The following is a 23,555-nucleotide window of genomic DNA, read 5'->3' on the forward strand; positions in this document are numbered from 1 at the left end:
AACATTAGATGTAGTTGTAAAAGGAAGTAGGGATTTTATGCCAAAAATTGTAAACACAGATGAGAAAAAGAGGGAAATTGCAAAAGTTGCACTCGCAAACTTTTTGGAGCGAGGATACCAAAAGACAACGATCCAATCGATCGCTCTATCCTCGAAAATGGGAAGAAGTACTCTTTATCAATACTTTGATAATAAAGAGGCGATTTTTTTCGAAGTGGTTCGTTGTTTCTTTTTAGAGATTGAGGAACGATTGGAACAGGTTAAGGACAACAATGGCCTTTCAAAAGAAGAGAAACTGTGCGAATTGTTTTCCTTTGTTTTTGACTTGCCCCAAAATAAGCACTCCAACCTGCTTGAACTGACAAAAGTCATTTCTTCACTTGAGAATAAGGGATTTCGTGTTATATCCGCAATCAACACATTTGAAGATAAGTTAATCTTGGAGTTGAAATCCATATTCTCAAATGAAGATGATGTTGTCTTCTTTATACTGTCGATGTGGAAAACCTTTGCCATCGGTAGATATGAAAATTCCATTTCAGACGAATTTATAAGATCAAAGATCCACGAACTTTCTCTTACCGTTTTAAAGTAAATACACCCGGTATTTTATTACAACTGAATTGAAAATTGATTAGAAAGATCCCCCTGTGTCACTACATGTAAACAATATTATGACATAGAGGGATTTTCTATTTATAGAGTTATCCAATTGAACTTTGAGTAATAAACGACCTGTCATACTATTACCTGTTTAAATTTCTTATACTATTATCCTTTTGAGTTGCGGATATAAACAATCTGTGCCCCATAGAAAATAAACCGATTTTTCGCGGGTTGAAAAACAGACACATCCATACTTCTATTGGAGAATAGTATTAGTTATCTGTATGAGCGTTTTTCAATCCGGGACTTGGGTATGAAAGTGAAAAACAAAGAACGATAACTCTGCTCCCAAGAGCAATCGTGACTTGCGATCAGATGAAAAAGCCGACAGCGGAGCATCGCATAGACCCGAAGGGCGAACGCAGTGAGTTACGAAGTTTGCCAAACCGATCCAAATGAGTGAAACATATAAATCAGTTGTTTGAGCGTTAGTGAGTTCTGATGCTATGTTTCACGACTTGGCTTTCGGTTCCGAAAACGTAGTATTAGTTCCGTTTTCACTTTCATTTACTACAAATTCCGATTTATCTCTATTCCCATACGCCTGACATTTTAATAACGATCCTAAAGTACAATCTGATATATCGGCTTGTGCTCAGATATCAAAGATGGCGTATACAAAATTTCCGATGACGGCAAATAGTAGGATTAAAACAATAGGATCGATCTTTTTGTATATCAATAATAGGAGGGAGGACACGAAAACGACAAATGAAAAAACATCAGAGAAGTTCTCTCCGTTCAGCAGTTGTACCCCTGCCATCAAAATCAAGCCTACGGTTACATACCTCAAACCCCTCAGTGCATAAGTCATATACTTATTTTTATTAAGAGAAACGAACTTGGACAGCAGAATCATAATAATAAAGGAAGGTAGGGATACTCCCAGCGTAGTTAAAAATGAGCCTAATACAGAGCCCGTTCTCAAAAACCCGATATAGGTTGCGCTGTTGATCGCAATCGGGCCCGGTGTAACCTGTGAGATGGCAAGCATATCGGCAAAAGCTTCCGATGAAATCCACATATTCTTTTCAACCACCTCATGGAAGATCATAGGAAGCATCGCATAGCCTCCTCCAAAGCTGAAAATGCCTATTTTAAAAAAAGTGAGAAAGAGATCAGCCTGCACGATCAATCCTCTCCTTCCCCGAAAAATAAAGAACTCCCCCCACCCCTCCTAGTAAGATGAACAAGATGGGAGAAAGATGAAAGTACATAGAAGATATGACCACCGCCAGAGGGATCCAGAGATGTCGAAGACCCATCTTCATATTTTTTGCAATCGAAATAACGGAAGATAGGATAAGTGCAGCGACCAAGGGACGCAGCGTCTTCATTGTACGCTTCAAAATAAGGTTGTCCTGCATACCTCTAAAAGCCATTCCTATTGTAAGTATGATGAAGAAGGAAGGGAGGATGCATCCGAGAGTTGATGATATCGCACCTCTTAAACCTGCTATTTTATAACCTACGAAAACTGAAGTATTGACTGCAATAGGCCCCGGAGAAGACTGGGCGATAGAGAGCATATCGACAAACTCTTCAACTTCCATCCACTTCTTCCTATAAACCACTTCATCCTGAATAAGAGGGATCATCGCGTAACCGCCACCTATCGTAAAAGAGCCGATCTTAAAAAATACTGAAAACAACTCAAAGCATATATGCATTGCTTCGCTCCTATCTCGATCAACGTGAATTCCTTGTCATATAATTCCATGCATCCGCTATGATCATACTGACATCGTCCTTCTGCGGGATCCATCCCAGTTTATTCTTTATCTTTTCCGAAGATGCAATCAATACCGCAGGATCTCCGTTTCTTCTCGGAGCACTCACAGCCTTGATCTCCTTCTTGGTGACTTTTCTTGCAGTTTCAATGATTTCTTTCACCGTGAACCCTTTTCCGCTTCCAAGGTTGAAAATATCGCTGTTTCCTCCCTTGAAAAGATATTCCAAGGCCAAGATATGAGCCTGTGCCAAATCGTTAACATGGATATAATCCCTTACGCAAGAACCATCTCTCGTATCATAGTCCTCTCCGAAAATCGAAACGAATTTCCTCTTTCCAATTGCCGCCTGCAATACAATGGGTATCAAGTGCGTTTCCGGATCATGTTCCTCTCCGATCAATCCCTCGGGATCTGCACCTGCTGCATTGAAATACCTCAAAGAAACATATTTTGTTCCATATGCCTCGTCAAACCACTTCATCATCTGTTCCATAGAAAGCTTCGTATTTCCGTAAGGGTTGGTCGGGACCGTTGTGTTGGTCTCCACAATGGGAATCGAAGCCGGTTCTCCGTAAGTTGCAGCGGTGGACGAAAAGACGATGTACTTCACCCCGGCCTCCCTCATCGCATCCAATAGGATCATGGTCCCATAAAGATTGTTGTCATAATACTTATATGGGTTTTCACAACTTTCCGCAACAAGGGAACTGGCTGCAAAGTGGATGATTCCCTCCACGTTATACTTGCGGAAGGTCTCAAGCAACAACTTCTTATCCCTGATATCACCCTCAACCAAGGGAAGATTCAATTTTTGTGAAACCTCTGCATGACCTGTGGAAAGATTGTCATAAATAACGATGTCTTCGCCTTTTTCAGACATCGCTTTTGCAAGGTGAGAGCCTATATACCCTGCTCCACCTGTAATAAGAATACTCATACTCTAACTTCCTTTCTGTTTATCTTGCTTTCTGTTCAAACTACCATCTACCGAAATGATGTATTCGCCTAAAGCGTTTGATTGCTCACAGAATACGATACAAAACGACGACCATATTGCTTATTTTACATTCTTAAAAATATTTTTTTATAGCTCTGTTTCTTTTGTTTAAGAAACCGTCGAACAAAGATACAAAATATCCTTTCCTCAATTTCTCAAGATACAGGAATGATGGCAAACGAATGTTGTTGAGAATACATATATCTCAAAAAGATTTTAAGTTGCCTTCAAACTATACACCATCACTCCGATCTTCCTCAGATTTCTTCAAAGCTTCCCATATCGAGATAGCGATCTCATCCTTGTCATCCAAAGCCAAAGCCTCCAGGACAAACCTGCGTGCTGTACTTTGATCCCCTTTGTAGCGATTCACCATAGAAAGATTACACAGGATCTCGACAGAGTGAGGATCCAGTTCCAAAGCCGACAAGTAGAGTTGTTCGGACTGATCGATATCTCCTACCATCATAAAGCACAGACCCAGCTCCGAGAGCAACCTGCTGTCCTCACTATGAAGGAGAAAGGCCTTTTCAAACTCCTCTATGGCTTCCTCATAACGTTCAAGAAGCCTAAAACAGTAACCTGTCAACAAGTGCCTTTTATAAGCCTGCACCTTGTTATCAGTCTTTGTATCCTCAAGACGTTCCAGAGCCTCCTGCACCCTATCCGCCTCAATGAGTTCCTCGACCTTTTTTAGGCTTGTAGCGGCATTGAGGTACGCAAGCCGCTCTTCGATGTCTTTGCTCAACTCACTGTCCGAGAAAAGAAACTCCTTTGCCCGTGAAAATTTTTCAAGCGCCCGACCTAAATTCGAATCATTCATATCAAAATAGGCGGATTGATAAAGACTCAAAGAATGATCTTTATCCTTCTCAAGGATGATCTCAAGCTCCCTCTTACAAAAACGATAGAGTTCCTTCTTCAAAGGAGTCGAAAGAGCATGATCCAACAGTTCCTTTGCAAGCATGGAACGGTTATAACGGAGGTCGCTGTCGCTCGGAAAAAATTGCAGGGCACACGACAGGACGATGAAGGCATCCTTTAGCCTCCCCTGATGATAAAGACCTCCCGCATAATCGGAAAGAAAGCGATCCAAGGGGTGAAGATAGGACTGTATGATCTCTATATAATCCTTATTAAAGCGAAAGTTGCTATCCAGCCCCACCATATAGACCATCGCCTTCAAGACCCTCATCAACTCAATGCCTTCTTTTTTTTCCAAAACAACAGGCTTGACATCCTCAACAAAAAGCGGGATCGTGAGCAGGTCGCTATCACGGTAGAGTTTTGCAAAAAAACGTTTCTCCACATCTAAAAAAGCAAGTTTATCGGTGTTTTGCAACAGAAATTTCTCTATTTCCTTAAACACCTCTCTCCCTCCCATCTATTACAACATATGGAAAATAGCCGGAAAAATCACGTTCTTTTTCATAGTTCACTATCATCAGACAGGATCTCTCCTCGCATTTTCCTTCTTTCAAATATTTTATTATATCATAACGAAGAAAAATATACCCTGTCTTTTTAAACAGGTTTTTTGAAGAAGGGTTATCAAACCCCAGTTCTTCTAGGATATCTCGTCTTTGAAGACACTGAAACAAAAAATTTTTATCTTCCTCTTTTGCCTCCAACCAAGAAGAGATCAGAGCGGGAAGCTTTTTCTTCCTTCCTGTCATGATCGCATCAAAACAAACAATATCTCGAAGAAAACCCTCTTCTTCTCCTGCCGTTTTCCAACGAAGGAATTCATACAGGAGGTAAAATTCTTCTGACGCCCCCACCTGTCGACGTGAAGAAACCGCAAACTTCTGAAATTCACAGAATAAATCAAAGCCTTTGTTAAGATAAAACCTTCTGTATAAAAATGACATCATCGCCGTGTATTTTCGAGTATTGTAGTATCTGTCGACCAAATGGTCCACCTGCTTTAAGAGCATAACATCCGCATAAGACAAATAGTTGGTCTTTAAGACCTCATAGGGCGGGTAAGAAGTATAAACAATCCCGTGAGCCTGCACAAGTTCGCACATGGGTGTCCCCTTTAAAAGTTTCAAAAATCCCAACTGAAGCATCTCGGGTTGCAGATCAAACACATCGTTAAACGATGTTCGAAACACCTCGAGTGTTTCAAAAGGTAGTCCTGCAATCAAATCCAAGTGTTGATGTATGTTTCCTCCTTCTTTTATCTCTTGTACGATCTCCCTTATCTTATTAAATTGATTGGGGCGATAGACAGATTTTAAGGTCAAGTCGTTTGTCGACTGTACTCCGATCTCAAACTGAAACAAGCCCTTCCTTACTTGCTTCAACACTGATAAGACTTCCTTGTCCAAAAGAGAGGCTGTGATTTCAAAGTGGAAATTGATGTTGCCATCATCGATGGAAATTAGATATTCCAACATCTCCATCATATATTCTTTGTTATAGTTGAAAGTCCTGTCAACAAACTTGATCTGCTTGACTCCCAGTTCGACCAAATGTTTCAACTCTCTTTTTACCCTATCGAGCGGAAAGAAACGAACCCTCTTGGAGATCGACGACAAACAATATGCACATCGATAGGTGCAACCTCTTGAGGCCTCGTAATAGACGATTTTATTTTCAAAATCATGCTGCTCACTCTGCATATAGAACTCCGGAATAAGAGAAAAATCCTCGATCAAAGGATGTAGAGGATTTTCCTCAATACCATCTTGTGAACGATAGGTAAGGTTACATACCTGCTCGATCTCCCTTCTTCCCAAAAGATACTCTGCAAACTGTTTTAAAGCAATCTCCCCTTCGCCCCTTACAACAAAATCAAGCCAAGGGTGTTTTTCCATTACTTCTCTTGCATCATAGGAAACTTCCGGACCACCAAAAAGAACCTTGAGCTCCGGAACAATTTTTTTGATCGTTTCTGAAACCTTGACTATCATCTCGATATTCCAAATATAACACGAAAAGGCTACAACCCTGTAGCCTCTAGAAATAATATCCTCAATGATATCCTGTATATTTTCATTGATCGTGTATTCAACAACTCCCACCTTAATATCCTGCTCTATCATAGACTTGAGATATCTTACCGCAAGAGAAGAATGAATATACTTGGAATTGAAAGCTGCTAATAATATTGAGTTCATGATCCATCCTTATCTACTGTATCTTCTTGCTCCATAGTAACGCTGAGAGTAGTATGGAACACTTAAGTCTGTAACAACAACTCTTGCAGCACCTGAAGAGGCATGGATAAACTTACCCTCGCCCATATAAATGCCGACATGAGTAACCTTGGAAGGCCGAATATAGGCAGAATCTCCTGTTCCGACTTTGACCTTACTTTCCGCTCTTGTGTCGAAGAAGATAAGATCTCCGGATCTCAAGTTTCTTCTTTCGATAAACTCTCCTTGTTCCGCTTGGTTAGCTGAGGTTCTCGGTATTTTGATCCCGTTTTTTCTGAATACATGCGAAGTAAAGCCCGAGCAGTCAAAACGATCCGGTCCCGTAGCACCGTAGAGATACGGCTTATCATATTCTTCAATTGCCGTTGAAATTAAACGGGAGGAACGGATCAAGTGACCGTACTCACTGTTTTTAGCAGCATTTACCTGTTCTCTGTTATCCCTTTTCGGCTGACGACTCGTGTCAGAATTTCTGTTTGAAAGGCTCTCACTATCCCTCTCTCCTGAAGAGTTTTTAGAAGAAGAATTGTTTTTGCTCGAATCGGTATTCTTTTCTCCGCCTTCTTTTTTATCCTTTGATCCCTTATCAGGCTTCTTATTCTTATCGGAGCCGGTAATATTTATAGATTCGTCCGCTTCAACAACGACATTTTCTATATCTTTTTCTCCGCCCTCAAACAAGTCAAACCTCTCCGTACTCTTCTCATCTTGAATTCCACTCTTGGGCTGAGGCTTATTCTGTTGTTTCCGGTTTTGTTCTTCGAGCCTCTTTTGTTCTTCAAGCCTCTTTTGTTCTTCGAGTCTCTTTTGTTCTTCAAGCCTCTTTTGTTCTTCGAGCCTCTTTTGTTCTTCGAGCCTCTTTTGTTCTTCGAGCCTCTTTTGTTCTTCGAGCCTCTTTTGTTCTTCGAGCCTCTTTTGTTCTTCGAGCCTCTTTTGTTCTTCGAGCCTCTTTTGTTCTTCAAGCCTCTTCTGTTCTTCTATTTCCTTTTGTGTCTGAGCATTAGGAGGTTTGATTTGAGGGAGAGGTTGTGTAGTCGGAGGGACGGGATGTGTAATCGGAGGAACGGGCTTTGGACTTAGGTTATGATTTTTTTCTTCAACTCGAAAAGAACCGTTCTCATCATGGAAGAACAGGGACTTATGTTCCTCAGTAGGAAGATCTCCCGTTACCTCATAGAAGGTTTCATTTTGTACCCTGCTGTATTTTTCCGGAGTTTCAATTCCTGAATTGATCATAATAGGATCTTTGATCGATTCAGGGGAATCGATTTCCAAGTAAGAGGAATGGATATAGAAATAACCGTTGCTCTTCTTGACAAGATAATACTTATTAAACTCATCGAAGATAATAACCTGCTCTCCTTTAGCAAAGGTTACAGGCAGGTTTCTTATATAAAAATCCTTCTTTAACCTCCCTGCTGATCCCGGCATCACACTATATACATCTACATAGTCCTTGTATACATAACCGAAATAATCCATATACGAACATTTACACCACTTACCATCAATTGATTCGACGTCCATCCTCGCATTTACGGGAACAATTGCAACAATAGGAGAAGTGTCATTCATTTCCTGTCTGATGATCAAGGAGTCCTTATTCACAATCGCCTGAAGATCTGCAAATGCAACCGTAGGAGAAAGAAGAATAACAGAAAGCATCGCTAATAGTCTTTTGTATTTCATGGCTCAACTCCTATACTAATCTAAACGAATTTATCTTATTCCCTTCATTATACTTCAAATCTTATTTTGTGTCCATCATATAGAGCTTGTTTCCCCTTGAAAAACAAACGTTCGAAGATGCGGTTCACATAATTGCAAGACTCCGCTACACGAAAGGGATACTCTGCCTATGACTGAAACATATCGTGAAAGTATTTATTAAAGTTCTTCAACGCACGATATCTATGGCTCACCTTATTTTTTTCTTCTTCCGTCATCTCCGCATAGGTTTTTCCATGCCCTTGTACGATAAACAGGGGATCATAGCCAAATCCGTTGTCCCCCTTCGGTTCAAAGCCGATCTTTCCGTTCGTCAGACCCAAAAACGTATGTTCAAATCCATTGGGAAAGACGATAGCAATAGCACTTACAAACTTTGCCAATCTCAATTCTTCCGCATAAGGTTTCATATTCTCCAACAACAAGTTGTTGTTGGCAGTGTCATCACAGGGACTTCCCGCATATCTTGCGGAATATATTCCCGGTTCTCCTTTGAGAATGTCGACCATCAGTCCGGAATCGTCCGCAATGGAAGGTTTTCCTGTTCTTCTACAGATTTCTCTCGCTTTGATCAATGCATTTTCTTGGAAGGTGGATCCGTCTTCTACAATTTCCACTCCTTCCAAATCTACATCCTTGAGTGAGAGTAAGCGTACTTTCTCAAAACAAAGGATTTTTTTTATTTCGTCAAGTTTGTGCAGGTTCGATGTAGCAACGACAATATCGATCTTCTCATTCTCGGAGTAAGTTTTGAGATAAGAGATGAGATCTTCCTTGACAGAGTTAACTCCAACTTCATTTGCAAGAGGAAGAACCCCCTTTTCTATCAGAGATACCGCTTCTTCCCCCAAAACTTCTCTCTGTTTGTCAAAAATCTGCTTACAACCTGCTTCGGCCAATGTCAAAAGTTTGTTCAGATCCTCTCTTGAGAAAGTGTCATGTTCGGAAGTTCCTTGGATCTCAACGATTTGATACCGGTCGTTACAGACGATATTCATATCCACATCCGCCTTGGAATCGAGTTCATAGCAGAGATCGAGAATGTACCTTTCCTTAAATATCCCTACACTGACCGCCCCGACAAAATTGTGAACGGGGTATTCTTCCAATACCCCCTCACAATACAGTTTTTTACACGCAAGCACCATTGCCACGAAGGCTCCGGAGATTGAGGCAGTCCTTGTCCCTCCATCAGCTTGAATAACATCACAGTCGATCCATATAGTCCTCTCTCCCAGTTTTGTCAGATCAATTGCACTTCTTAAAGAGCGTCCTATAAGCCTTTGTATCTCTTGGGATCGTCCGTCGATCCTTCCCTTGGAGGAATCTCTCTGCTTTCGGAAATTGGTCGCTCGAGGCAACATTGAATACTCTGCACTGACCCATCCGGTGCCTGTTCCCTTTAAGAAAGCAGGGACCTTCTCTTCCACGGAAGCGGTACAAAATACCTTCGTATCCCCCAGCGAGATCAACACACTCCCTTCCGCATACTTGTTCACATTCGTTTCTATTTTCAAATCTCTCAGTTGAATATCGCTCTTATTCATGCTTCTTAATCCCTTCGCAAGTGTATTTTTGAAACTCCTCAGTTCTTAAAGTACTCATCTACCGAACGTGCAATCGCCTGTGATAAGATTTTTTGATAATTTGGGTCTGCAAGCTGAGCTACTTCCTCCTTATTTGTCATAAAACCAAGTTCCAACAGAACGGCAGGCATATTCGTCTTTCTGATAACAAGAAACTTTCGACTTTTAACCTTGCGATCGGTCGCTCCCGTGCTTTGAATCAAGTTTCTGTGTACAAGATCGGCAAATTTCTTGCTATCCTCAGCACCCGGACTGTAGTAAGTCTCGATCCCCTTAATCTCGGTTTTTTTCTCCGCCGAATTGTTATGAACACTGATAAATAGATCAGCATCGACATTGTTGGCGAGAATTGCCCTGTCGTCGAGCGTCGGATAACTGTCATCGGTTCGAGTGGTGATGACTTCGTAACCGTAAGCTTGCAGGTCGGCAATAAGATATCTTGAGATATCCATATTCAGTTCCTTTTCTTTGTAACCGTTTTTAACCGCTCCGCTATCTTTTCCACCATGTCCGGGATCAATAACGACCTTTCCGGGAGAATGATTTTTCTTATCAAAACGTAGTTCAAGACTTCCTCCCGTACCGTCATCCAAAACCCGGTAGTTCACTCTATCCTTGAATGAAAACGTCAGATGATAACCGGTGTCGGAAGAGGTCACTTCATAATATTCCAACATACGATCGGAAGAATCTGCCGAAACGCGGCCTTCATTTAGCACCGCCAGTTCTTTGGGGATGGTAACATCAATGCCTCTACCGCGGTCAAGCACTCTAACCTGCGAGCTGCTCTGCATCAAAGGTATTTTTACAACGCTGTGAGATCGATCTTTTTTGTAAGAGATCGAGGACTGTGTAATCGCCGTCTTTTCATAGACAAACGAAATCGTTCTGTTGCTTTTGTCCACCTTCAAAAGATTCTTGGGTACAGAAGGATTCAAGTAAATCGTAAATACGGTTTGGTTTGCAGTCTCTACATCTCTTACAACCATATCTTGAAAGAAAGAAATCGTTCTTAGTTCCTGTAGGTTATAAGAAGTCTCCACTTTCGGAAGAACCACAATGATGTGATCGGGGTTGATTGCAACCTCGTATCTAAAACTCTCGGAAAGGTCCAGTTGCACGGTTTCTCTAGTTCCATCCTTCCACGACTTTACCATCACGGCTCTTGTGTTCAAAACCGGAACCACCTGTCCTACCGCTTGAGGAGTTTCGGAAACCGTTTTGGAAACGTTTTCTATGGGAGAAAATTCGACTGTAGGTTCTTTGCCAACCTCTCTGGTGTCGATCATACTATTGTCTTTTGCGGACACAACATTGTCGCTCGAATTTTCTACAACCGACGACTGCATGACTTCTCTTGTGTCAAGCGAAGAAGACGCTTCTCCTTCACTCTCGGGCATTGTAGCAGTTTCTGCGCTTTCTTTCCCCGTATCGATGGAATTATCATGGGGTTGAATCACCTCTCCGGGATTTTCCACAATCGTTTTGCTCTCGTAATCGGGCAATTCCCGATCATCCTTGAGATAGAGCGTCTTAGAAGAGGAATCATACCTATATTCCATCTTAAATTCGGAAATTGCAAAGCTCAACGGGATCATAGAACGACTGTTTACAATCTGGACCTTAGTTCCCTTCGCAAGATTTACCTTCTTTCCGTTCAAATGATAGAAGGAGTTTCCTTTTTTCATCTTGATGTGTTTTCCGTCCTTCTTGATATTGATCGTCTGATTCTTCTTGTCCCATTTCACTTCGCTGTTATTTAACTGCTCCAAATCCTGAACAGCTATGTAGACCCTGTTATCTATATTAAGCGGACTGATATAGTTGCTCGTTATTTTTCTATCGTTCATATAAAGATTGTTTTTTGACAAATCGACCTTTTTCCCGTTCAATGTGTACGGTTCCGCAAAAACGGAATTCATTGATAGACAAAAAAACAATCCGGTACAAAAAATCCACCTTCCACAGTTCCTCATCATGTCATTCCTTCCTTTCTAACAAACAATCGTATTTGAAGTTAGAATATCAATATATTCTTGATTTTTCAAGTGTTGTAAATAAAATGTAATGCTCATCCCATACTATTACACGGGTACTGTATCCCCCTACTTAGTCTGTATACCGGAGTATATTAAAGCGTTTTCCTTATTTTTCCACACTAAAAAACAAGCAACCTTCGTTATCTATTAAACCCGTATCTTACAGCTGTCCTTATATAAAATGTTGTTTCGTTATTTCTCGAACTTATACTTACCACTCGAAATACATATCTAATCAGTTATATTTTACTTTTTTTATAAGTTTTGTAAAGAAAACAGTTTACAAAATAACTGAAATCCTTTTTTCAACAATGACAAAAGTAACATCTTCTTTTCCCTATTCGGATCTCAAGTTATACCACTATCTGTTTCTATATATCGAACAATTGAATTTATGTGTGCTAAAATAATTTTTTGTGATTTGTAACACAGACAGTTCTTCACTTTTAATCAAATAAGGATATCAGTTTCCTCCACTCACAGTCGGATCAATCAAGTAAGTTCGAGATCATTTTTTGAGGTTTTTCAATAAAGGCCTTGGTCAAGATGAAGTGATCCGTATCTTCCAACTTGACCGATCTCAGCTCATCCTCCCCGAACAAATAGATCTCCGAATTCGGATAGAACATCAGGATTGGAGAGTGCGTTGCAATAATGAACTGTGAATCCGCCTTTACCAGATCATCTATAATACAGATCAGTTTCATCAAACTCATGGGAGACAGAGCCGACTCCGGCTCATCCAAAATATACAGCCCTCTCCCGCCCAATCGATACTTCATCAAGGAAAGCAGAGCTTCTCCATGGGATCTTTCATGCAAAGAGACCCCACCATAAGAATCCGACAGAGGTATCCTTCCTATCTTATCCAAGCGATCGACCTCCGTCGACACATTATAAAAACTCTCCGCCCTGTAGAAAAAACCGTCCTTTGCCCTTTTAGGCGTTTTGGAGATCACAAGGTGTTCAAAGATATTCGAATGGGACTCTCTTGTACTGAAGCAAAAATTCCTTGTTCCGCCTTCCGGATTAAATCCGTACGATGCGGCAATGCACTCCAGAAGTGTGGACTTACCCGTGCCGTTATCTCCCGTGAAAAAGGTCACGGGCGTATGAAATTCGAGTACCTGCTTCTTCGTTATCATATTCCTGATCGAAGGGATCTCCCATTCATAGTCCCCTTCCACAGAAATACCATCCTTAAAGAAGACGGATTTGATGAATATCATAGAAACTGCCTACCTTCCATTCTCGTTCTCATCATCTTTATCCTTTGTAGGATCCTCCAAGGATCTCGTAAATTTGCACTTTGGAAAACCGCTGCATCCTATAAACTCTCCGAACTTTCCCTTTCTTTTCACCAGCGCCTTACCACATTTGGGACAGGAGGACGCCGTAGTGACTGTATCTTTGTCATTCGTATACTTTACAGTTCCTTGCTCTTCTACAATTTTTTTATTCTCATCGACCCTTGTATCCTCTGATAACAGCTTATCCAAGTCCGATCCCCGGATGAACCCTCCCATATACTCTCTTGCGATCTTTACCGGTTTGCAGGTCCAAACCTTATGATCTCCAACGATATAAAATCGAAACTTCGCTCTGGTAGTAGCCACATTTACGATATTTTTGTTGACCCAGTTTGCCGCCGATATTGAAGTTTTATCACATCCGAGAAGAAAGATGACCTCATCCGTCCCCTTCCCTTGGAAGGTATGGACTGTTCCAATGTTATTGTCCGCCATCCATTTTTTGACCCGAGGTTCTTTTTTGTAGAGCTGAGATCCCGATATCATATCCCTGATCCCCTTCTTGACCGATGTAAAAGGGGTGATGATAAATAACCTCGGGATATCACTCGAATCTTTTTTGAATTTTTCTTCCAAAAGTCTTATCACGATCTCTCCCTGCGCTTTTACAAAATGATCTTTTGCTCCGGAGTTCTCGTCTCCTTCCACATCGATCCAATAACTCTTATCCGCAATAAAAGTCTTGCAACGCTCCTCTTTGGGATTCGTTGTCTGTTGCTTCATCGTCAAATCATACGACAATATGTTCGATATTGAATACATCGGATCGATACACCTTCGATGAACAACCAAGGGACATCCGACCCACTCTTTTTCTTCTTCCTCTCCCAAGAAGGTCCCGTAGGGATTGATATAATCGGCAAAACCCTGGACCGATATCTTCTTATCCTTATAACTTGAGAGTAGATCCGAGGACAGCAATTGTTTTATCATATCGGTCTCCTCCGTCACCACCGGTTCGATCTGCTTGGGATCACCCACGATGACGGCTTTTCGACACCTGAACATACTTCCGATCGCCATCTGAGGTTGGGCTTGACCCGCCTCATCAATGATGAGAGTGCCAAAAACTCCGCTCTGCCCCACATCGTTCAAGAAAGTTTGTGCTGACGCAAAAGTCGTCGATATGACCGGTGTCATCAAAAAAATACTCTGAAGAAGGACCGGCATCGCTTCCTGACGATCTTCCTCCGTCATCCTTTGAGTGCAATCATCACTCATGTTCCATGCGATCAACAGGTTGATGATATTATGGCGCAGAGCCTTTGATGAGGCCACAAACTCTTTGTGCAATTTGCAAGCATAGAGAAAGAGTTTTTCACGCTCTCTATTGTACTCCGGCGTAAACCAGGGATCGCTCACTTGAGCACGGGAAGATCTTCTTTCGTCCAAACTCATATAATCCTCCATGAAGGAAGGGTCTAAAGGGATCATTCTCTTACTTCCTTCCGAGTAACCTTCAAGAAGTTGCTTATACTTTAAGATGCGATTGATCTGATCCGTTTCAAGATTGATCTTATCTTTTTTAAGCATAAGAGAATCAATCTTATTTTTATATTTGCGAATAAGTGCATCTCGCGTCGAAGATTTTTTCCTTTTTCCGAACCAGTTCTTCGGATAGCCTTCCTCAAGTTCCAGCACCTCTTTTTCCGCCTCTTTGATCTCTCTGTTTAAACCGGCGATCTCCCCCATCAAACCTTTCCTCTTCTCCAAAAGTTCTTCTCGGTCGAGTTCACCCGCCTTTCCCTCGACCTTCCTTGCCAGCTTGCATAAAAGAGAGAGTTCCTTTTGCATTTCCCTTACCTTTTCAAGCTGTTCCAAAAACAAGGCTCTCTGAAGAGAATAATTCTTCCTGTGTGATTTTCTGCTCTCAAGAGATTTGTATTCCTCGAGAAAGGGTTCGAGTACCGCCGTACAATACCTTCGAATATTCGCTTTTTTCCCGAAGGGTGCGGAGATCAGTCCCCAGCAATCGTCCATACTGAGGAGTTTCTTTGCATAACGAGTAAAGTAGATATCTTTTTCCTGACGGCTTTTGCCGTAGGTCGTAACGGTTTCGATATCATCGGACTGCTCGAGATCAAACAGAGAATAGACTTCCCTCAAACCCTCGCGGATAGAATCTTGTTCTTCTTCAGAATCTTTCAAACTCTCCAGAATGTCTTTCGACTTCGGAAGATCGACGGTGATATTTTCTACCGCAGCATTGTTACAGGAAGCGATCAACATTGCATAGTCATTGATCTTATCATTCTTGACAGCATAGTATGAAGGAGCATACTGATAGTAGGCCTGATTGTCCAAAGGTCCGTGAGAAAAAAATCTCTGCTCGAAGATCACATCCGGGTCATCTCCTGCCTCTGCCAAGAGTTTTGCACGCTCTACGATATTGTGAGCAACGATCTCCTTCAAAAGAGTCGTCTTGCCCGTTCCGGGAGGTCCGTTTACCGAAAAAACAGGAGTCTGTCCTTTCGGATCTATGGAAAGGTTTATTGCGACCTGCTGCATCAGAGCAGGCATAAACTTTGCCGGCCATTTGCCGATCGGAGCTCGATCGACATCCAGTACATCCTCGAAAAAGCACTTCATTAAGGTCCGGTCTTCTTTCGGAGAGATTATAATCCTTCCGAAGACCTCACTGCCTCTTGACTTATTGTGGGCGGAGAGGATATAATCGATCACTCCTTTTTCATACTCGTTCTTATCTCCGAAACTTCCTTCTTGAACACGCTCATACAAAAGGTTAATGTCATTCAAAAAATAGCTCTTGCCTAAATCAGAATAATCTGTGGGATCTTCATCCCTCTGCTTATGTTCTTCCTTTGAATAGCGATTATATTCCAAGAATCCCTTTGTTTGTGGAGATAGGTTGGGGAAGGATTTGTTTACATAGTTCGTTTGGATATCTTCAAACAGGGACGGAAGAAACTCCTCCGCCAACCTTCCCTCCAGTCTCTCATTAAAGTTTCGTATGATGGAATCATATGCTCCCTTGGAAGGATAAAAGATCCCCGACTCCCTACTGTCTTCCCAGACAGAGGCAGCCCAGAGCAAGGGAGAGAGTTGAAAACTGTAATCGAGATACCTTCCCTCATTATCCGTCTTGAAGGAAAACCATGCGATAAAACTCTTATTGGAATAGGCGAGTTCAGGCACTTCCTCCTCATCCGGCAAATACTTCGACAGGTATTCCACAAACGCATTTCTCTCCACTGCACCCATACAGAAATAGACCTCTTTCCCCTTGGAGACAAAGGAGGCAAACTTCTTGTCGTCATCTTCGATCATTTTATCCAACTGAATACAGGTATCCGAGAATTCGTGGAACACTTCCAGCTTCGTTTCGGTAACAGCCTCTCCTTTTTCGAGTTTTTTTCGCAGCTTCTTATTCTCATTCTTTTGCCGGGGAATATCTATCTGCCCCAAAAACTCAATCAATCTCCAATAATCCAAGATCTCCAGTACCTGTGTTCTTCTTTCTCCATCCATCTCTCGATACTCCTTTGTATTCCAATGAGTTCTCTATACTTTAATCACATGATACCCTATTGCAGAGCGGAAATCAAGTGGCTCGAAGAGGATGAATTTCGTTCCACTCAAACCTTCCCCTCTTGCCATCCTCTTATATTTTTCCCGGCAACATTTTCATAAGCTTTTGTTTTATTTCTTCTGTACTTTTTTTTCCAAGATTTCTGACTTTCAGATAATCTTCGTCATCCATAGCGAACAATTGTTCAATCCTACTTATACCGGCCCGACGTAAACAGTGATAGGCACGCGGGCTAAGATCCAACCTTTCGATGGGAGTACATGGTAATTTTAAAACCTTCGACTCCATCTCATTCTCAAAATCAAGCCCTTTATACACATCCGCCTTATCAAACCGGGCATTGATCTCCTGTTCTTTTTCACAAGCTTCCATAATAAGAACTTCCACAATATCTCTAAACATATCAGACATATATTTTAAAGCAAGTCCGTCAACCTCTTTCGCCATATCATCGGAAATATCGAGTTCTGCCAACACGGCATCTGAAAGTGTCAAAGAAATCATCGCCCGTAGCCTAAGAGGGATTGGGCCGGGAGTGCTGATGAGGATCATATTACCGTTAAACTCATTTCCCGAGATTATTCTGATAATAGCTTCTTGATTTTTCAAAACATCAAAGATCCTCTTTATCTTTTCTCCCGATATAGTATGATTCTCAAGATAATCGTTAAAATATCCATCCCGATGATACGAACAAACTCTTTCTGTAAAATATGACCCTGTATACTGAAGAGCATATAGGAAACGATCCGAAGAAAAAAACGCATCCTCCGATCCTTGTGATGCCTCTTCCAAGATCGCATAACTCGCAAACATCCATCTGAAATCTTCAAGTGTTACCCTTGTACCTTCGCCGGAAAAAACAAACAGTTCCGTACTCCCTTCCTTATGCATATTCAATTGGTATCCAAGCATCTCATTATCGGAAAGTAACTGTGATGATTTCAAAAACCTCTGACTTGCCTCAGTAGCACTCTCATAACTCGATATACGCTTCTTAACAGTTAGAGCGGCAACATTGGAAGCCGAAAATACATATTTTGCATTTACATTGTAGTTTGACATAATCCGCCTCGCTTTCTACATTATATAAAAATACTGTTTTCTTGCATCATTATACATTCAAACTGTTGAAAATATTCCCCTTTACTCTGCGAGTGACAAAACCTTTTTTGTATTCGAACTACACTTCATACTATCATCCCTTTGAGTTGTGGATATAAACGTTCTGTGATTCATATGAAGATAGTACTATTTTCCGTTTGAAATGTCAGGTTATAGAATATACTATTACCGGAAAAAATTCGGATGATCGTATACTTCAAAGTAGCCAAGTAGCTACTTTAAATATAGTAAAAACAGTTTTTCGCGGTCAAAAAAACGGATATATCCATACTTCTATTGGCAAATAGCATTGATCGGAAAATAGCAGCCTAAGATTACAATTTTACAAACAAGTCTAACTCTTCCCTTGGCACGCTCATCGCTTATGCGCTTCATGGCACTGCTTCCCCGGGCTGATCGATAGAGAGTATTTACGGTTTCAGTTTTCAAGGTGCAAATTTTCGGCACAAAAAAGCCGGTGCCCTGATAGAAATACACATGGACAGACTACTCCCTTGTAGTTCCATGTTCATTTTTATCAAAGCACCGACACCGAATGATCAGTAGAGGTTATTTGTTTCATTGTATTGCAATAGGACTGAATTGTCAAGATCTTCTTTTAAAAAGGATCCTTCCAACATTGCCGAAACGGGAATTTAAAAGGAAAAAAATCGCTATAAGCATTCTAAACGCTTTATTTTTTGTCAAATTTTATAATTTGTTATTGGGTAATTTTTAGTAATGTGTTTTTATTTAAAAAATAAGCACAAATGATATTCATCTGATTTAACCGACACCTTACATGAAACATTCGGGTTTCCTACTGACTATGAAATCGTGTTGGAAAGAGAAACATGAAAAAACTTTAACACTCACAAAAACAAAGAAAAAAGTACGCGAAAAAATTCAAAAAAACAAAACCTACCAATACATTTAGTTGCAATGTGTTTGGTGGTTTTTTCATTTCTAAAACTGTCAAAGCTGGGAATACAACTTCGAATCCTCGCATAATCTTTGGCTCTCTGTATGTTCGTGAATTGTCCGCTTACTTTCCGTTTGCTTTTGACTCCTTTCAGACTTCTTTCACTGAGGTTGTTGAAAAACGGGATTCGAAAGCCCGCTACCCATCCAAAGTAGTTGTCTTTATAGGTTACCAGACGCTTGATCAGGTTCTTCTCCTGTTTGCTGTAGTATTTGTTCTCATCTCGGTTGGTTTCTTCTGCCGCTTGATGTAGGATCTATGCGTAGCGTTCAAAAAAGGCTTTGAAGGTTTACTCCATATTGGTTGCTTCTTTATATAAAAATGTGAGCTTCTCTCATCGAGCTTCCTTTGAAAAAATTAAACTTTACATGGATTTTACATTTTTAAGGTAACGGATTTGATGTCGGGCCTTTAAGATGAAGACAAAAGCTAGCTTGCCTCAAAACATCAAAAAGGAGAATGATCTATGAACCGTTTTAAAAAATTAGCCACAGCTGTCTTACTTGTCGCAACTTCATTTTCATTTTTTTCCGCCTGTACCTCAAGCGATTCCGAAAAAACCTTCGAACCTTCGAAAGAAATTGGAGTAATCACTCAAGAAGAAGGTTCGGGAACCCGAGGAGCTTTTATCGAACTGTTCGGGGTCGAAGAAAAAAACAAAAACGGAGAAAACATCGATCGCATGTCTGAAACGGCAGCGGTAACCAATTCCACTTCCGTTATGATGACTACGGTTGCAGGAGATTTGTATTCCATAGGATATATTTCCATGGGTTCGCTTGACGAGACTGTAAAAGCAGTGCCCATTGACCATGTTGTACCCACGATTGAACATATCAAAGATGGAGGCTATGTTATAAAAAGACCATTCAATATCATCACGGGACAAAACGTCGGCGAACCTGCTCAAGACTTCATCAATTTTATTTTGAGTTCCGACGGACAAACAGTCATTGAAGAAAGCGGATATATCTCACCTGTCGACAACGGACCTTATCAAGGTACGGTTTCAGAAGGAAAAATCGTGGTATCCGGTTCAAGTTCGGTTACTCCTGTAATGGAAAAACTTAAAGAGGCCTATATGAAAAAAATCCCTCTGTCAGCATCGAAGTTCAACAAAGCGACTCTTCAACCGGAATAGCAGATACAATTGACGGAACCTGCGATATAGGGATGTCTTCTCGTGAACTCAAGCAATCCGAACTCGATTCGAACGTGACCCCCACGGTCATTGCTATGGACGGAATCGTTGTAATTGTAAACAATGACAACCCTGTGACTACCCTTTCCCGTGAACAGGTGAAATCCATCTTCACGGGAGAATCCTCTGCATGGAGCGAGTTTTTGCAGTAATCATGATGAAGATTCATATTCGGAGGATGATTCTTATGAGATATTCAAAAGAAAAACGAATGCATATCGTTTTTTTGATCTGTGCCTGCACTTGTATTTTTTCTCTGTCGTTAATCTGCATTTTCCTGTTTGCAAACGGTCTGCCTGCAATCTTCAAAATTGGACTTGCGGATTTTCTTTCAGGGAGACAATGGAAGCCTTCCAACGATATCTACGGGATTTTCCCTATGATCGTAGGTTCCGTATATGTGACCTTAGGAGCCCTTTTTATACTATTCTCCAATAGAAGTATGGATATATCCGTTTTTTTCAACCTGCGAAAAATCTCTTTATCTTCTATGGTCACAGATTGTTTATATCCATAACTCAAAGGAAGAATAGTATTAAATAAAGGAACAACCATAACCATAAGATTTCCTCGTTCAAAGTAAGAAGGGAAGATCAACACAACCGTCGATAAGAAACATCCTTGAAACAAAAATCAAATTTTATTTTCAGAAAACTTGTAATTTTATTATCTTAATACTATAATAATTGTAAGTTCGAAATCTATAAAAAAAGGAGTGATTCTTATGTTACGCGGTATTGTGGAACAGGAGGGAGTCTCAAAAGAAAAGCTGGAAGCAAAACAGGCCCGGATTCAAGAACAAGCTCTTAAACGTTTCCTTGAAAGCTCTTCCAAAAAAGACTCTTCCCTCGAAACAAAAGATCTTAAGAGCGGTTCTTTGCATTTGAGAAAAAAAATCCTCAATGATTACGACTCCATTGCCATTGAACGGCTCATAGGAAAAAGCGACCTCTTTCCTATCTCCTACCTCCAGATCGGAACCAACTCGGGAAACTCCATCTGTCGCATCCAAATACGTGATCTCAAAGGAAGTTTGATCGGTTCGGGAACCGGATTTTTAGTATCGCAAAACGTGCTGATGACCAACAACCACGTCATTGACTGCGTCCAGACCGCCCTGAACTCCCTTGCCGAGTTCAACTATCAGGACGACGAAAACTTTATGCCCTGCCCCACCTACACCTATCGTTTGGATCCCGATCAACTCTTTATTACGGATGAGCATCTCGACTTTACTTTGGTCGCACTCAAAGATAATCCCTCGTGCGAAAAACATCCTGAAGACTTCGGTCATCTCAAACTGATCCCCGAAGCAGGTAAGATCCTTGAGGGAGAATATGTATCCATCATCCAACACCCCAACGGAGGACCCAAGTCCGTAACAATAAGAGAAAACAAAGTCAGTTCGATCTTTGACGACTTCGTCCACTACCTCACGGACACCGAACCCGGCTCCTCAGGCTCTCCTGTATTCAATGACCAGTGGATCGTCGTAGCTCTGCATCACTCAGGAGTACCTGATCCCAACAAGAAAAACGCATGGATCGGAAACGAAGGCATACGTATCAGTGCCATCTCAAACTTTATCGCAGAGAAGTACAACTCCCTCTCTGAAGGAGAAAAAAGGCTTCTGGATGAGGTGTTCCCAAAACTTAATGTTCACAACGAAAAACCCGAGCCTGTCGAACCCTCTCCTTCTTCAAGTGACAGTGGATACGACAGCGCGTTTCTGGGTTCGAAATACAAAGTAGACCTTCCAAAACTCTCTACCGAGATGGAAAAAGACGTCTCCCGTATGGACAATGGAAGCTATGTTTTGGACTATACCCACTTTTCGATCGTTATGTGCCGTTCGCGTTGCCTTGCCTACTTCACGGCAGTAAACATTGACGGAAAACAGGCCGTCAACATCAAGAGGGGAGGAGATAGTTGGAACTTCGATCCCAGGATACCCAAGAACGTACAGTATGGAAACGACCTCTATGCAAAGAACGACTTGGATCGCGGTCACCTCGTAAGAAGACTCGATCCCGTCTGGGGAGATAAGGCCAAGCAGGCAAATGACGATACCTTCCATTTCACGAACAGCTCACCCCAACACAAGAACCTGAATCAAAAGATCTGGCTTGAATTGGAAAACTACCTTCTGCAAAATGCAGTCAACCACAATCTCAAGGTTTCCGTCTTTACAGGTCCGGTCTTCCGCAGCGATGATATGGTCTATCGCGGAAAATTCAAGATTCCCGCTGAATTTTGGAAGGTTGCGGTCATGGTCAAAGACAACGGAGAACTGTCGGCGACCGCCTACCTCCAAACCCAGAAAAATATGATCGAAAACCTCGAATTCGCTTACGGAGAATACAAGACCTACCAAATCCCCGTTGCTCGTGTAGAGGAAATTACCGGTTTGGACTTCGGAACACTCTCCGAGCACGACCCCATTGCAAACATCGAAGCAGCAGGTTTGCTCATCAATGCTCCCGAACATATCAAATTGTAAAAGAAAGGTTGAATTATGAAGGTATATCCGTCTTGTAACGTGTATGATACGTATAGAAAACGAAGATTTTTAAAGGGCGAGAAGGCCGGCGAACCTCTTTCCACAGGTTGGCTTCCTCCCCTCCCCGATATGAGAGATTACTCGGATGAACACCCTGTCATCTCCGAACTCGCTATGAAGCTGGGTATCGACGGAACCCAAACCAAGGGGGACCTGCCTCGCAGCGTCGACCTTAGAGAATGGTGCTCCCCCGTAGAAGACCAGCTTACTCTTGGTTCCTGCACGGCAAATGCCGCCGTCGGTATGGTTGAATACTTCCAAAAAAGAGCTTACGGAATCCATATCGAAGGTTCAAGACTCTTTGTATATAAGGCGACAAGAAAACTCATGCTCTCCGAAGGAGACTCGGGTGCATGGCTTCGCTCGACCATGGGTGCCCTCGTACTGTTCGGAGTTCCTGACGAAAAATACTTTCCTTATACCCTTGACGGAAAAAATGTAAATCCCGATTGGGACTGTGAACCCGACAGCTTCCTGTATTCTCTCGCCAACCACTACTCCGCCGTCAACTACTTCTGTCATGACCCTTTAGGTAAAAAAACGACAAAAAAAGATGTTCTCAAAACCGTAAAGACCTACTTGGCTGCGGGCATTCCCTCCATGTTCGGCTTCTTCGGTTTCCCTTCCTTCGAGGACTCGGACGCTCCCGGCTCCATCCCCTACCCCTGCAAAAACGAACAGGCGGAATGGGGTCATGCCGTAATGGCGGTGGGCTATGACGACAACAAAGTCATCGTCAACACCCGTTGCAAGAAAAAAACCAAGGGCGCTCTGATGATCCGCAACTCTTGGGGAAGATCCTGGGGACAGGACGGCTATGGCTGGATTCCCTATGACTATGTATTGGACGGACTGGCAGAGGACTTCTGGTCCATTCTTTCCATGGAATGGGTCGATACCGAACAATTCGGACTGGATAAATAGGGCGGAAAAAC

16 protein-coding genes are annotated in these 23,555 nt (G+C 41.8%); 5 read left to right on the forward strand and 11 right to left on the reverse strand.

The features are described 5' to 3' along the window. The first annotated feature begins 37 nt into the window (after positions 1-37). A complete protein-coding gene (locus ACFO4R_RS04920; protein ID WP_379787925.1) occupies positions 38-595 on the forward strand; it encodes a TetR/AcrR family transcriptional regulator in 558 nt (185 codons plus the stop codon). A gap of 666 nt (positions 596-1,261) precedes the next feature. On the opposite strand, the gene ACFO4R_RS04925 is transcribed toward ACFO4R_RS04920, so the two are convergent. The 11 genes from ACFO4R_RS04925 to ACFO4R_RS04975 all read right to left on the reverse strand — a co-directional run bounded on the left by ACFO4R_RS04925 (position 1,262) and on the right by ACFO4R_RS04975 (position 17,838). Further along, the gene (locus ACFO4R_RS04925) at positions 1,262-1,795 is read right to left on the reverse strand and encodes a chromate transporter (RefSeq protein WP_379787926.1); all 534 of its coding nucleotides are present in this window, start codon (positions 1,793-1,795) and stop codon (positions 1,262-1,264) included. Continuing rightward, complete coding sequence (locus ACFO4R_RS04930) at positions 1,785-2,336, reverse strand: chromate transporter (RefSeq protein ID WP_379787927.1); 552 nt, start codon at positions 2,334-2,336, stop codon at positions 1,785-1,787. Before ACFO4R_RS04930 ends, ACFO4R_RS04925 begins: the two co-directional genes overlap by 11 nt. A gap of 19 nt (positions 2,337-2,355) precedes the next feature. Beyond that, on the reverse strand, positions 2,356-3,336 hold the full coding sequence (galE, locus tag ACFO4R_RS04935; protein ID WP_379787928.1) for a UDP-glucose 4-epimerase GalE: 981 nt from the start codon (positions 3,334-3,336) through the stop codon (positions 2,356-2,358). 292 nt (positions 3,337-3,628) lie between these two features. After that, positions 3,629-4,765, reverse strand: coding sequence for a tetratricopeptide repeat protein (locus tag ACFO4R_RS04940; protein WP_379787929.1), 1,137 nt, complete (start codon positions 4,763-4,765; stop codon positions 3,629-3,631). After that, entirely contained in the window at positions 4,758-6,521 is a 1,764-nt protein-coding gene (locus ACFO4R_RS04945) for a B12-binding domain-containing radical SAM protein (RefSeq protein ID WP_379787930.1), read from the reverse strand. The genes ACFO4R_RS04940 and ACFO4R_RS04945 overlap by 8 nt, the downstream gene beginning before the upstream one ends. 9 nt (positions 6,522-6,530) lie before the next feature. Further along, complete coding sequence (locus ACFO4R_RS04950; protein WP_379787931.1) at positions 6,531-8,249, reverse strand: C40 family peptidase; 1,719 nt, start codon at positions 8,247-8,249, stop codon at positions 6,531-6,533. Between the two features lie 167 nt (positions 8,250-8,416). Continuing rightward, the gene (gene rph / locus ACFO4R_RS04955; RefSeq protein WP_379787932.1) at positions 8,417-9,835 is read right to left on the reverse strand and encodes a ribonuclease PH; all 1,419 of its coding nucleotides are present in this window, start codon (positions 9,833-9,835) and stop codon (positions 8,417-8,419) included. 38 nt (positions 9,836-9,873) lie between these two features. Continuing rightward, on the reverse strand, positions 9,874-11,745 hold the full coding sequence (locus ACFO4R_RS04960) for an N-acetylmuramoyl-L-alanine amidase (RefSeq protein WP_379787933.1): 1,872 nt from the start codon (positions 11,743-11,745) through the stop codon (positions 9,874-9,876). A 656-nt stretch (positions 11,746-12,401) separates the two neighbouring features. After that, the gene (locus tag ACFO4R_RS04965) at positions 12,402-13,142 is read right to left on the reverse strand and encodes an AAA family ATPase (RefSeq protein WP_379787934.1); all 741 of its coding nucleotides are present in this window, start codon (positions 13,140-13,142) and stop codon (positions 12,402-12,404) included. Between the two features lie 9 nt (positions 13,143-13,151). After that, positions 13,152-16,712, reverse strand: a complete 3,561-nt coding sequence (locus ACFO4R_RS04970; protein ID WP_379787935.1) for an AAA domain-containing protein — start codon at positions 16,710-16,712, stop codon at positions 13,152-13,154. 133 nt (positions 16,713-16,845) lie between these two features. Then, complete coding sequence (locus tag ACFO4R_RS04975; RefSeq protein ID WP_379787936.1) at positions 16,846-17,838, reverse strand: DNA-directed RNA polymerase subunit alpha C-terminal domain-containing protein; 993 nt, start codon at positions 17,836-17,838, stop codon at positions 16,846-16,848. A 1,487-nt stretch (positions 17,839-19,325) separates the two neighbouring features. Here ACFO4R_RS04975 and ACFO4R_RS04980 point away from each other — a divergent pair. The 4 genes from ACFO4R_RS04980 (at position 19,326) to ACFO4R_RS04995 (ending at position 23,544) form a co-directional block, all read left to right on the forward strand. Further along, entirely contained in the window at positions 19,326-20,000 is a 675-nt protein-coding gene (locus tag ACFO4R_RS04980) for a type 2 periplasmic-binding domain-containing protein (RefSeq protein ID WP_379787937.1), read from the forward strand. Next, a complete protein-coding gene (locus ACFO4R_RS04985) occupies positions 19,997-20,212 on the forward strand; it encodes a substrate-binding domain-containing protein (protein WP_379787964.1) in 216 nt (71 codons plus the stop codon). The genes ACFO4R_RS04980 and ACFO4R_RS04985 overlap by 4 nt, the downstream gene beginning before the upstream one ends. Positions 20,213-20,784: 572 nt before the next feature. After that, a complete protein-coding gene (locus tag ACFO4R_RS04990) occupies positions 20,785-22,560 on the forward strand; it encodes a DNA/RNA non-specific endonuclease (protein WP_379787938.1) in 1,776 nt (591 codons plus the stop codon). A 15-nt stretch (positions 22,561-22,575) separates the two neighbouring features. Then, complete coding sequence (locus ACFO4R_RS04995) at positions 22,576-23,544, forward strand: C1 family peptidase (RefSeq protein ID WP_379787939.1); 969 nt, start codon at positions 22,576-22,578, stop codon at positions 23,542-23,544. Positions 23,545-23,555 lie beyond the last annotated feature (11 nt).

It is taken from the genome of Filifactor villosus (assembly GCF_042652965.1).
In the GTDB taxonomy this organism is placed as follows: domain Bacteria; phylum Bacillota; class Clostridia; order Peptostreptococcales; family Filifactoraceae; genus Filifactor; species Filifactor villosus.

Coding starts and splice junctions, on each gene's coding strand:
- ACFO4R_RS04920 (WP_379787925.1), top strand. CDS start 38: ATGCCAAAAATTGTAAACACAGATGAGAAAAAGAGGGAAATTGCAAAA.
- ACFO4R_RS04930 (WP_379787927.1), bottom strand. CDS start 2,336: ATGCATATATGCTTTGAGTTGTTTTCAGTATTTTTTAAGATCGGCTCT.
- galE (WP_379787928.1), bottom strand. CDS start 3,336: ATGAGTATTCTTATTACAGGTGGAGCAGGGTATATAGGCTCTCACCTT.
- ACFO4R_RS04945 (WP_379787930.1), bottom strand. CDS start 6,521: ATGAACTCAATATTATTAGCAGCTTTCAATTCCAAGTATATTCATTCT.
- ACFO4R_RS04950 (WP_379787931.1), bottom strand. CDS start 8,249: ATGAAATACAAAAGACTATTAGCGATGCTTTCTGTTATTCTTCTTTCT.
- rph (WP_379787932.1), bottom strand. CDS start 9,835: ATGAATAAGAGCGATATTCAACTGAGAGATTTGAAAATAGAAACGAAT.
- ACFO4R_RS04965 (WP_379787934.1), bottom strand. CDS start 13,142: ATGATATTCATCAAATCCGTCTTCTTTAAGGATGGTATTTCTGTGGAA.
- ACFO4R_RS04970 (WP_379787935.1), bottom strand. CDS start 16,712: ATGGATGGAGAAAGAAGAACACAGGTACTGGAGATCTTGGATTATTGG.
- ACFO4R_RS04975 (WP_379787936.1), bottom strand. CDS start 17,838: ATGTCAAACTACAATGTAAATGCAAAATATGTATTTTCGGCTTCCAAT.
- ACFO4R_RS04980 (WP_379787937.1), top strand. CDS start 19,326: ATGAACCGTTTTAAAAAATTAGCCACAGCTGTCTTACTTGTCGCAACT.
- ACFO4R_RS04990 (WP_379787938.1), top strand. CDS start 20,785: ATGTTACGCGGTATTGTGGAACAGGAGGGAGTCTCAAAAGAAAAGCTG.
- ACFO4R_RS04995 (WP_379787939.1), top strand. CDS start 22,576: ATGAAGGTATATCCGTCTTGTAACGTGTATGATACGTATAGAAAACGA.